Below are 11,815 nucleotides of genomic sequence, written 5' to 3'. Positions count from 1 at the left end.
CTTACTCCGCCTTGCGGGCCCGCAAGGCCGCCGTGCTCTGGAGTGCCACTACGGGAGACACAGTCGGCGTGCGCCGGTCGAGATCGCGCGAGAGATGGCGCATCACCTCCGCCGAGGCATCCGAGAGCAGGCTGCGATAGCCGGCGATCGCCCGGGCGAGGATGTTGTAGATGACGACGGCCGGAATAGCCGCGACGAGGCCGATGGCGGTTGCGAGTAGCGCCTCGGCGATGCCGGGGGCAACGACCGCCAGATTGGTGGTCTGGGCCTTGGAGATTCCGATGAAGGAATTCATGATCCCCCACACGGTCCCGAACAGGCCGACGAAGGGAGCCGTGGAGCCGATGGTCGCCAGCACGCCCGTGCCGCGGGTCATGTGCCGGCCTGCGCGGGCCTCGATCCGCGAGAGGGATATGGACGCCCGTTCCTTGATGCCGTCTGGCGGCAGGGTCTCGGAGCGCTTCGCCTCCGCGAAAGCCGCCTCGAGCAAGATGGCGACAGGCCCGCGCCTGATCCTTCCGCTTGCCACCTTCTCCCTTGCCTGCGCCAGGCTGCCGGCCTCGCTCAATGCCTCGACAGACCTGCGGGCGCGCCGTTTGGCGCCCATCAGCTCAAGTCCCTTGGCAAGCCACACGGTCCAGGTTGCAAGCGAGGCAAGGGCCAGTCCCAGCATGACGGCTTTCACCACCATGTCGGCGGCCATGAACATGCCCCAAGGGGAAAGATCGTGCGGCACCTGGAGGGAGGGCTGCGGATTGCTTTCTGCCTCGGCGGCTGCGACAGGGCTGGGTTGCACGGTTTGCAAGCCTTCGCCGGGCGGGGGCGTTACCAGCGATGCGGGCTTCCCGGATACCCGCTGCTCTTCCACTGCAGGAGGCTGGCCGGGGGTGAAAGACCCCGGCTCCTGAGCGGAGACGGCGCTTATCGTCACCAGTAAGGCCGCGATAGTGCCCGGCGCGGCAGAAAGCCAACGCGCCACGAAGGCTGAACGCTCGGTATGGGATTTGGTCATTGTCTCTCTCATTGTCCTACGCCTCCAATCGAACCGCTCACTACTTTCTGCGGGCCATCCAAAGTTCCCCTGCCCTTGCCAGACACTTGTCGTATTGGGCCGCATCTCCACCCGAGAGAGTGAGGAGTGCCACAGCTGCAGTGGCATTGATGATTTTCGCGGCACGTTCATCCCTCACCGTTCCCGTCCAATGAGCCTGCCAGTACTCGAGGCCCGTCATTCCCACCAAAGGAAGGACTTTCGGCTCGGCAATCGCAGGAAGAAAAAGATCGTCGTCTTTTCCATTGACGAGCCGGACGAGATTGCTCGAGCGGAAGGGAGTTGCTTCTGCGGCATCGCGGCTCGTGCCAATGACAGTCAGATTCCTGCTCCCGAGGAGGGCTCCTGCATCGCGATGCAGTTCACGATACGCCGGACGCACCACGCCCATGATGCTCGCAGAGGCACCAAACGGATTGAGTATAGGCATGAGGGAGTTCACGGAAGACCGCGTTTCGAGCAGGCCGTAAAGCGATAGCAGGCGATGAAGCTGCGAGGACATCGCAGCAATGGGGAGATACGCAATCCCGTGTTTGGCAATGGCATCGGCGGCTTGGACGGAACTCGTGCAGACGGGAATGCCGACGGCATCGGCTGCGGAGATGAGCATGCCTCTCGTACCGTCTCCGCCGTCGCCTCCATGAAGCAGAACCCTGTATCCGGCCCGCGCAACCAGTAGCGCCGCCTGGAGGAACCACGGAAACCTTCGAGACTTTGGAGAAACGTAGGCTGGCCAATCCAGGTCAATGGCAGGAACTGACCTATTCGGCACGCCGATATGCTTCCTTCCAGCCCGAACCATACCCGCCAGTTCTGCGGCAGTTTCTCCCCTGTAGTGCAGCACCGAGAGCAGTGCGCCGACCTGGACGGGATCCGCCCTGCCGTCGAGAATGACCGAGAACGCATCCTCCGCCTCGTCTATCGTCAGTGGACGGCTCTGCCCGATGCCAACGCTGGTTGTCGCAACATGTTTTGCAAGCCGCTTTCGCGGGTCTTCAGCCTTCTCGATTGCGGCAAGCTTGCGCGCAAAATCCTCCGGAAGCGGCTCACCTTCGAGTCGGATGCCTGGTCGCGTGGTCAGCGGTGCCGCGTCAATGAGTGGGGGACTGGACCAGGTCGAAGGGTCGATATCAGGCTTCTCCCGTGACAAGTCGCGCGTTTGAAGGAGGGCCTCCGCCTCCGCAGCCAGGGCTCGCAGTCTCTGGCGCAGAGATTCGGCGAAGGGCGTCGGGATCAGGCGCCGCGACGACCGCACGAAGATCGGATCGCCATAAATCTCACGGATCTGGCCAAGAAGCCTGCTCATTGCCGGCGTACCGATGCCCATCCGTTCGGCTGCGCGGCTGACGCTCCCCTCCATGAGCAAGGCATCAAGTGCCAGCAGCAGACGGAGACGCCCAAGCTTCAGGATGGATTCTTCTGGCGTAGCGCTCAAAACCGTTTCGTCTTCAACATCGACTCACGAAAAACCGGGAGTTCGGTAGGGATCTTTCAAGTGCCCTGCCTATTCCCCAGTTCGACAGATCTTTCAAGATGCAGGGGCAAACTTTAGATCTATTACAATTTGCGTTTTTCTGAACTCAGAATAGCTCTCAAACATAGGCGTTGACCCTTGTCTTCCGCTGAACCTACTAGCTCGTCACCAATCAGCTTTGTAACGACAGGTTTCGGACAGATGAGTGAGTTTCCCGCCGCGTTTCAGCAGAACAACGAAGCCGTATTTGCAGCACACGGACATGTGGCGCAGCCGTATTGTGTGGAGGGGATCGGCGGGAAACGGTGCTGCGGTGAGCAAAGCAATATGGTGGTGCAGCGCCGTGCGAGACGGACGCTCCTCATGCTCTTCGCATGCACGAGCCTTTCGACCGCATTGCAATTCGCTCCGGCCCTCGCTCAGACGGCAGAAAGCGCCGCGCCGGTGGCAGGCAACGTGATCAATCTCGATCAGCTGGTCGTAACCGCCGCCGGCTTCGAGCAGACCGTGAAGGACGCACCGGCGAGCATCTCCGTCATCACGCGCGAGGAACTCGAGAAAGGCGCATTCCGCGACCTGACGGACGCTCTGCAGGAGGTTCAAGGCGTCGCCGTCACCGGCGTCGCCAACGAGAAGGACATCTTCATCCGCGGCCTTCCCGGCACCTACACCCTGATCCTCGTCGACGGTAAGCGGCAGAGCACGCGCGATGCCCGCACCAACGGCAACTCGGGCTTCGAGCAGAGCTTCATCCCGCCGCTTTCTGCGATCGAGCGGATCGAGGTCGTTCGCGGCCCCATGTCCTCGCTCTACGGCTCGGACGCCATGGGCGGCGTCATTAACATCATCACCCGCAAGGTGGCGGACGCCTGGGTCGGTGCAGTCGAGACGGACGCCACGCTCCAGCAGCACAGCCAATTCGGCAATTCGGCCCAGGGCACCTTCTATGCTGGCGGCCCGCTCATTCACAGAATGCTCGGGCTCCAGGTCTGGGGGCGTGGCTACGGGCGCGCCGAGGACGAGTTCATCAGTGGAATCACCGGCGCAAGGGAAGGCAGTATCGGCGGTCGCCTCACCTTCACACCGCATGTGAACCACGACTTCCTGCTCGAGGGCGGTTTCACGCGAGTGCGACGCAGCGCCTCAGTGCTCGGAACGCTGGAGCCACTATCTGCCGACACCTACAACGACAACGACCGCAAACACTGGTCGGCAACACATATCGGCCGCTGGGGGTGGACGACTTCAGAGTTCTCCATTCAGCAGGAATGGGCCGAGCGGCGGAGCTATTCGGAGGATCCCTTCACATCGCTGTTCACGAAGAACCTGCGCTCGCCCGAGATCAGGAATACGGTGGTCGACGGCAAGTTCACGACGCCTTTCGATCTGCTCGGTACCCACACGCTGGTGACCGGCGGCCAGTGGTTCAACGCCACGCTGATCGACCAGAACCCCGGCCGTCGCACCGGGCATGACGAGACCTTCGAGGTTAACCAGTGGGCGCTGTATGCCGAGGACGAGTGGAGATTCAGCCCCTCCTTCTCCCTCACGGGCGGGCTGCGCATGGATCATCACGAGATCTACGGTGCCCATTACAGTCCCCGCGCATATGCGGTGTGGCATACGACCCCGAACCTTACCTTGAAGGGCGGCGTGTCCACAGGCTTCCGCGCGCCGGAAATCCGCCAGATTGCGCCGGGCTATGCCTACACGACGGGCGGCAGAGGATGTACGTACGGGCCATTCGGAACCTGCGGCGTCATCATTGCCGATCCCGGTCTGCGGGCAGAGACGAGCACGAGCTACGAGGTGGCTGCCCTGTGGGACAGCCTCGACGGTTTCACCGCCAGCGCGACCTATTTCTACACCGACTTCAGGGACAAGATCACCAATGCGCTGGTGCTGGATGCGGCAGGCAACCCCGTCCGCTGGTCCGAGGATCCGAACTACCGTCTCTGGTACAACTACAACATCGACGATGCCGTTATTCAGGGCGTCGAACTCGCCGCTACCTGGCGGGCGACGGACACAATATCGCTGCGCGGAACCTACACCTTCACCCATTCCGAGCAGAAGACCGGCGACTTCATCGGCTTCCCCCTGGCCCGCACCCCCGAACACATGGCCAACGCGCGTGTGGACTGGATTACGCCGGTTGCCGGCCTGACGACCTGGGCGGCGCTCAACTATCACGGCGTCGAGATCGTCGCTGGAGCGCGGATCGGCACGAACGGCACGCCGGTGCTCATCAACAACACGCCGGGCCGGAAGTATGATGCCTATGCGACAGTTGATTTCGGCGCGTCCTACGCCTTCACGGATCAGCTGAAACTGAATGCCGCAATTTACAACATTTTCGACAAGGAGATCGAGCCGACCGACTACAATACGGTGGTCGAAGGCCGCCGCTTCTGGATGGGCCTTTCGGCAACCTTCTGATGCGGCAGGAGTAACGCAACAGGAATGGCACCATGCACATAACCCATGCCGGCACGACCGGTCAGCCCCGCCAGCGGCCTCCGATGCGGAGCTGGACTCTGCGCGTCGTGGACAGCTTCGACGTGGAGCCGAACATGCGCCGCGTCATCCTGACGGCGGACGATATTGGCCAACTCGCCTACAAGCCGGGCCAGGCGCTCGTGCTGATGATTCCTCTGCCGGGCGGCGAGACGGGGCGGCGCGACTATACGATCCGCTCCATGGATCCGGCGGCAGGAACGATCAGCATCGATTTTGTCCTGCATGGCGATACGCCTGCGCCTACCTGGGCGCGGGCGGCCAGGCCGGGCGATACCATCGAAGCGAAGGGTCCACGCGGCGGAACCGTGCTGCGCTCGGAAGCCGACTGGCATCTCCTGACAGGGGATGAGACCTGCATTCCGGCCATTGCGCATATCCTCGAAACCATGACCGTCGGATTGAAGGCTTTCGTCTTCATTGAGGTCGCTGGCAAGCAGGCCGAGATCGCCATCGACACAAAGGCCGATACCGCCGTCCGCTGGGTCCACCGGGGCGATGCGCCGCCCGGTCCGAGCGAGCTCATGTCCGCCGTGATCGAGGACTTCTCTCCGCCGCCTGGGAGGGGGCACGCCTACATTATCGGCGAGACGAGCAATGTTCGCCGCCAGCGCCACACGCTTATCGCAAAGGGCCTCGGACGTGACCAGATCTCCTCCGAGGGCTACTGGCGCCCGGGCCGCATCGGCGGCCACGATCATGTCGAAGACTGAATACAGAAGCTCATTACAGCAATAATCGAAGAGCAAAAACTATGCCACTTGCACTGACACGCCGTTCCCTGACCTTTGTGACCTTTCTGGCCAGCACCCTGGCGCTTGGAGCCATGACGGGTCTTACCCATGCACAGGATATCAAGATCCAGCATGCGCAGGGTGAGACAGCTATTCCCGCGAGCCCCAAGAAGGTTCTCGTCTTCGACCTGGCCTCCCTTGACACACTCGACGCGCTTGGCATCGAGATCGCCGGAGTGCCTACGGGACGCCTGCCGAATTTCCTGTCGAAATATTCCGCCGATCGGTATGAGAAGGTTGGCACGCTATTCGAGCCGGATTTCGAAGCAGTCAACTCGGCTGAGCCCGATCTGATCATCGTCGGCGGCCGTTCGCGCGTGAAATATCCCGAGTTGTCAAAGATCGCGCCGACCATCGATCTCTCGACGGACCCGAACGATTATGTCGCAAGCGTCATCCGGAACGCACGCCTCCTGGGCAAGGTCTTCGGAAAGGAAAGCCAAGCCGAGGCGCTTGTGACCAAGCTCAAGGGCTCGATCGCGAATCTGCGCCAGCAGGCCCCGAAGGCCGGAAAGGGCCTTCTTATTCTCACGACCGGTGGCAAGATGAGCGCTTACGGGCCCAGTTCTCGCTTCGGCGTTCTGCACACGGGTTTCGGCATCCAGCCAGCCGTGGAGAACCTCACCATCACGAACCACGGCCAGGCCATCTCCTCTGAGTTCATCCTCAAGACGAATCCGGACTGGCTGTTCGTGATCGACCGGGACACCGCCGTGGGCCGTAACGAGGGCGCGGCCAAGCGTCTGCTGGACAACGAACTCGTTAACCAGACCAAGGCCTGGAAGAGCGGCCAAGTGGTCTATCTTGATCCGGTCAACTGGTATCTTGTCGGCGGCGGCCTGACGGCGATGCAGGCGAGCGTCGACCAGATCGCCAAGGCCATCGGCAAGAAATAGTCTTGGCTTACACCCTCCAGGGGCGTATCGCGGGTCGTCTTCCGGACGACCCGCCTTTCTCTTTTGAGACGAAACCGACAGAACCCTTTCAGGCCCTTCCAAACGACCGTGATCCGCCTCCTGCCCGCTCTTCTCGCCGTCCTGGCCTTGGCTGCGACCAGCCTGTTCATCGGCGTCAGCGACATCTCGCTCAGCACGTTGCTCGCACAGGACGGCGGGAGCGCCGCCCAGGTGATGCTGGTCTCCCGCGTGCCCCGCACGCTTGCGCTCATCCTCGCCGGCATGGCCATGGCGGTCGCCGGAACGATCATGCAGATGCTGACTCAGAACCGGTTCGTCGAGCCATCCACAGCGGGCACGGTCGAATCCGCAAGCCTCGGCCTTCTTGCGGTCGCGCTCGTCGCCCCAGGCATGCCGCTCATAGGGAAGATGACGGTCGCGGCCCTCTTCGCGCTCGCCGGTACGGCCCTGTTCCTGCGCATCCTCCGTCTCGTTCCGCTGCGCTCCGCACTCATGGTGCCGCTCGTGGGCCTCATCCTCGGCGGGATCATCGAGGCGGCCACGAACTTCCTCGCCTACCGCTTCGACCTGCTCCAGTCCCTCAATGCCTGGACGACGGGCGACTTCTCCGGCGTCCTGCGCGGACGCTACGAACTGCTCTGGCTGGGCTTTGCCCTCACGGTGCTCGCCTATCTCGCGGCCGACCGCCTGACGCTTGCGGGCATGGGGCGGGACTTCACCACGAATCTCGGCCTGCGCTACCGCAGCGTCATGACCCTAGGGCTCGTCATCGTCTCAATGGTGACGGCCGTCATCGTGGTAACGGTCGGCATGTTGCCGTTTCTTGGCCTGATCGTGCCGAACGTGGTCAGCCTGATGATGGGCGACAACATGCGGCGATCCCTGCCATGGATCGCCCTGTTCGGCGCGGGCCTCGTGCTGATCTGCGATATCATCGGACGCATCGTGTACCACCCCTTCGAGATTCCCATCGGGGCCGTGATGGGAATCGTCGGCAGCGGTCTCTTCCTGGCTCTCCTGCTCAGGAGGCGCGAGCGTCTTGCCTGATACGAAGCGGCTGCATCCTCTTCACGTGCTCCTGATCCTCGCGGTCCTGGCCGCGGGGCTGATCGCGGCATTCATGACGATCGGCGCGAAAGGACGCTGGGATTTCATCCTGCCTTTCCGGGGCACGAAGGTCCTGACTATGGTGCTCGTGGCCTATGCGGTCGCGGTCTCGACGGTCCTGTTCCAGACGGCGAGTCAGAACCGGATCCTCACTCCTGCGATCATGGGGTTCGATGCGCTCTTCATCCTCATTCAGACCGCGCTGATCTTCTCCATCGGTGCTGCCGGCGTCGCGAACCTGAGCCCGTATCTGGTGTTCGCGCTCGAAGTGCTCGCCATGGTCCTGTTCTCGAGCATCCTCTACCGCTGGCTCTTCTCCGGGACGAGCCGGAGCCTCCACCTGCTCATCCTCGTCGGCATCGTGTTCGGCGTGTTCTTCCGCAGCCTCTCGGGCTTCATGCAGCGGATCATCGATCCCAACGAGTTCGTTGTACTGCAGGACCGCCTGTTCGCGAGCTTCAACAGCATCGACGGCGAACTACTTGCGATCTCGAGCACCGTGATCATTGCAGCCTCGCTCGTAGGCTGGCGCTTCCTGCGCGGCTTCGATGTGCTCAGCCTGGGCCGCGACGCCGCCATCGGCCTTGGCGTCGATCATGACCGGGTCGTCACAGTCGTTCTCCTGCTGGTGGCGGTGCTCGTGTCCGTCTCGACGGCCCTCGTGGGCCCGGTTACGTTCTTCGGGCTGCTCGTCGCCAATCTGGCCTACCAGATCGTCGGCAGCCACAAGCACCGCTTCATCCTGCCTGCCGCGGTCTTGCTGGCGATCAACTGTCTTGTTGGCGGACAGCTCATTCTCGAGCGCATCTTCGCCTTCGACACGGCGCTCAGCATCGTCATCGACTTCGTTGGCGGGCTCCTGTTTCTCGCCCTGCTGATGAAAGGAGCCGCCCGTTGATCGAGGTATCGAACGCCAGCAAGTCCTATGGCGATACAATGGTCGTCCGGGATGTGTCGCTCCGGTTTCCGCAGGGCGGCATTACCTCCATCATCGGCCCCAATGGCGCCGGCAAATCCACCCTCCTGTCGATGATTAGCCGCCTCCTGCCAATGTCGGCCGGAACGGTGACGGCGGATGGGCTCGACGTCACCCGGACACCGTCGGACGTTCTGGCGAAGCGCCTGTCCATCCTGAGGCAGGAGAACCGTATTCCGGCCCGGCTGACTGTGCGCGACTTGGTGGAGTTCGGTCGTTATCCCTATTCCAAGGGGCGCCTAACGCCGGAGGATCGAAAGCAGGCTACCGCCGCCATCGGCTATCTCATGCTCGAGGAACTGGCCGACCGCTTCATCGATGAACTCTCCGGCGGCCAGCGCCAGCGGGCCTATGTGGCGATGGTTCTCTGCCAGGATACGGACTATGTGCTGTTCGACGAACCTCTGAATAATCTCGACATGAAGCATGCGGTCGGCATGATGAAGCTGCTGCGTCGGGCAGCCGACGACCTGGGCAAGACCGTCGTCCTCGTCCTGCACGATCTCAACTTCGCGTCATGCTATTCGGATTACATGGTGGCGATGCGGGATGGAGCGGTCATCCACCACGGCCCTCCCGACGCGATCATGACGACCCAGGTCATCCGGGACGTCTACGACATGGATGTTGAAATCCAGGAGATTCAGGGACGAAAAATCTCAATCTACTACACCTGACTGCACAAACCTCAGCCAGGCTGCGAGTTCGCCACCAGCCTCACATCTATGCTGGAGCAGACGTTTTGCCGCGCAGGAGATTGTCCGTGCACAATGTCTAAAGCGACGCCCTGGTCAGGTTGGCTGATCCGATGCTTTGCAATTTCTGCACCGGGTCATTGGCCGTCCTTTCGAACGTTCCATTGGACGTCAGCTTACTGCCTAAAGGCAGAAGCCAAGTCATCCTCTACTTCATGCCTGACATTCGTTTTCCGATCAGAGACTTAATCCACTCTGTTGTGCAGCCTGTCCCCTGTGCGTGGGTTCGAGGGCGCTGTCACGTTGACCACCGTACGGCGTGCCAAGTCCCGATCGAGAAGCGGACGAGTTCAACCGGCGATACTGGTCGCCGCTTTCCATGACGCATTTGCCCTAGGGAACTCAAGCGGCCTTCACCCCAGAGAGGAAGCTCTCGACCTCGAGACCCAAGCTGCTGGAGTGGCGGGCCAGATCGCGAGCAGCAGAGAGAACCCGAGAGGCGGCAGCGCCGGTATCTCCGGCCCCCCTCTGCACATCGGCAATGTTGCCCGTCACCTGCTCCGTGCCATGTGCCGCCTCCTGTACGTTGCGGGCGATCTCGACTGTTGCCGCTCCCTGCTCCTCCATCGCAGCCGCAATCGAGATGGATATCTGCGAGATTTCGGCGATGGTTCGCACGATCTCCTGGATCTCTCCCACCGTCTGTTGTGTCGCCTGTTGCACCGAAGCGATCTGGGCCGAGATTTCCTCTGTAGCCCGGGAGGTCTGACTAGCGAGCTCCTTCACTTCCGTAGCCACCACGGCAAAGCCCTTGCCGGCTTCACCGGCTCTCGCTGCCTCGATAGTGGCATTCAGCGCCAGCAGATTGGTCTGGCTCGCAATGGTGTGAATCAACTGAACCACATTGCCGATCTTGTCCGCCATGGCCATGAGTTCCTGCACGGTGATATCCGTGCGCTTGGCATTGTGCACCGCCTGCTCTGCAATGCTGGAAGACTGGTTCACCTGGGCGGCGATTTCGCGGATAGAAATCGACAGCTCCTCTGCTGCTGCAGCCACGGTCTGCACGTTGGCGGAGGTCTGTTCGGCAGCCGAGGCTACATTGACCGACTGAGTCGTGGTTTGGTCGGCAACAGCTGTCATCGACTGAGCTGTTGCCTCCATATCCGTGGCGGCGGACGATAGCCCGTTCGTGAGAGCGGATACATTCGCCTCGAAGTGTCTGGTGAGCTGGTCGAGTGCCTCGGCACGGCGCATCTTGGCGTCGGCTTCCAAGGCTGCCACCTCATCCGCAGTCCTCTTTGCAATCATCGCATCTTTGAACACCTGGAGGGCTCGCGCGAGCGTACCCACTTCATCCCGTTTCTCAGCTCCGGTGACGGTCACACCGAGGTCGCCCTCTGCCAGTACCCGCATCTGATTGGCAATCCGAGTTAGAGGACGCGATATCCCGCCCACCACGGTTCTGGCCGCAAGAACGAGAGCGATGGCCGCGAGCAACACAACCGCGACAAAGGCACTTTTCAGGAAGATATAAAGGGTCTCGGCCTTCTCACCCTCTGCCCTAGCAACGTCGAGCTGAATATTCACGAGCTTACTCAGGGCGTCGGAGACCGGGTCAATGGCCGCATAGAGGTCGACAGCCGTGAAGGTGACCAGCACTGCATGATCCTGACGCTTGAGAATAGCCACGAGTTTGTCGACGGCGACATTGGCCGTTCTCATCAGCCGCTCGGCATCCTGTGCAAGAGCCTTCTCCTCTGCATCCATGTAGGTCACGCTGTAGGCTGACCAGCGCTTGTCGATCTCGGCTCGTGCCTCCTCGACTCCTTTCAATGCATCGGTCCAGCTTATGTTATTATTTCGGACCTTGTGAGATGCATCTACAATGTTAACGGCATAGAGATCGGAGACTACTTTCAGGTCGCGCAGGGGAACAACTCTGTCGATGTAAATCGTGTTGATGGAGGCATACATCGAGCTGATCCCGATCCAGCCCCCACCAACCGATGAAATAAGTAGGACAGCAAGGATCGCGAGCACCATGAGCAGCTTTGTCCGGATGGACCAGCTTCGAGATGAAAAGATCATGATGTTCGCCCCCGCGAAATAAACCCTCGACTCACAGGCAGAAGTATTTGTATGAATCAATAAATGTTTATTAAGCGGATCTGACAAATTCCAGAGAATGCAATGTGTATTTACACCTTCAATACGATACATCATACCAATGCAGGCGCATTCGCTAGGCTCAGGACCTATTAATTTGGGCTGAGGTGTGATT

Annotated in this window: 9 protein-coding genes; 6 read left to right on the top strand and 3 right to left on the bottom strand. The window is 61.1% G+C overall.

The window, feature by feature from the left end; translation table 11 throughout:
- Position 1: 1 nt before the first annotated feature.
- Together exbB and LG661_RS19285 are read right to left on the bottom strand one after the other, a co-directional pair.
- Complete coding sequence (exbB, locus tag LG661_RS19290; RefSeq protein ID WP_230533545.1) at positions 2–1,012, bottom strand: tonB-system energizer ExbB; 1,011 nt, start codon at positions 1,010–1,012, stop codon at positions 2–4.
- Between the two features lie 40 nt (positions 1,013–1,052).
- The gene (locus LG661_RS19285; protein WP_230533544.1) at positions 1,053–2,486 is read right to left on the bottom strand and encodes a glycosyl transferase family protein; all 1,434 of its coding nucleotides are present in this window, start codon (positions 2,484–2,486) and stop codon (positions 1,053–1,055) included.
- A gap of 402 nt (positions 2,487–2,888) precedes the next feature.
- On the opposite strand from LG661_RS19285, the gene LG661_RS19280 reads away from it, so the two are divergent.
- From LG661_RS19280 to LG661_RS19255, 6 genes are all read left to right on the top strand, one after another.
- Entirely contained in the window at positions 2,889–4,964 is a 2,076-nt protein-coding gene (locus LG661_RS19280; RefSeq protein ID WP_230533543.1) for a TonB-dependent receptor domain-containing protein, read from the top strand.
- Positions 4,965–4,996: 32 nt separating this feature from the next.
- Positions 4,997–5,755 (top strand): siderophore-interacting protein, encoded by a 759-nt coding sequence (locus tag LG661_RS19275; RefSeq protein WP_230533541.1) that lies wholly within the window; start codon positions 4,997–4,999, stop codon positions 5,753–5,755.
- Between the two features lie 113 nt (positions 5,756–5,868).
- Entirely contained in the window at positions 5,869–6,732 is an 864-nt protein-coding gene (locus LG661_RS19270) for a siderophore ABC transporter substrate-binding protein (protein ID WP_230533569.1), read from the top strand.
- 108 nt (positions 6,733–6,840) lie between these two features.
- The gene (locus tag LG661_RS19265; RefSeq protein WP_230533540.1) at positions 6,841–7,800 is read left to right on the top strand and encodes an ABC transporter permease; all 960 of its coding nucleotides are present in this window, start codon (positions 6,841–6,843) and stop codon (positions 7,798–7,800) included.
- 10 nt (positions 7,801–7,810) lie between these two features.
- A complete protein-coding gene (locus LG661_RS19260) occupies positions 7,811–8,758 on the top strand; it encodes an iron chelate uptake ABC transporter family permease subunit (RefSeq protein ID WP_407666751.1) in 948 nt (315 codons plus the stop codon).
- The gene (locus LG661_RS19255; RefSeq protein WP_230533539.1) at positions 8,755–9,513 is read left to right on the top strand and encodes an iron ABC transporter ATP-binding protein; all 759 of its coding nucleotides are present in this window, start codon (positions 8,755–8,757) and stop codon (positions 9,511–9,513) included. Before LG661_RS19260 ends, LG661_RS19255 begins: the two co-directional genes overlap by 4 nt.
- A 420-nt stretch (positions 9,514–9,933) precedes the next feature.
- Here LG661_RS19255 and LG661_RS19250 read toward each other — a convergent pair.
- On the bottom strand, positions 9,934–11,815 hold a 1,882-nt coding region (locus LG661_RS19250; protein WP_230533538.1), incomplete at its 5' end, for a methyl-accepting chemotaxis protein.

It is taken from the genome of Microvirga roseola (assembly GCF_020866965.1).
Lineage (GTDB): Bacteria > Pseudomonadota > Alphaproteobacteria > Rhizobiales > Beijerinckiaceae > Microvirga > Microvirga roseola.
Note: the sequence above shows the minus strand (reverse complement) of the source record. Positions and strands in the feature narration are given on the sequence as shown.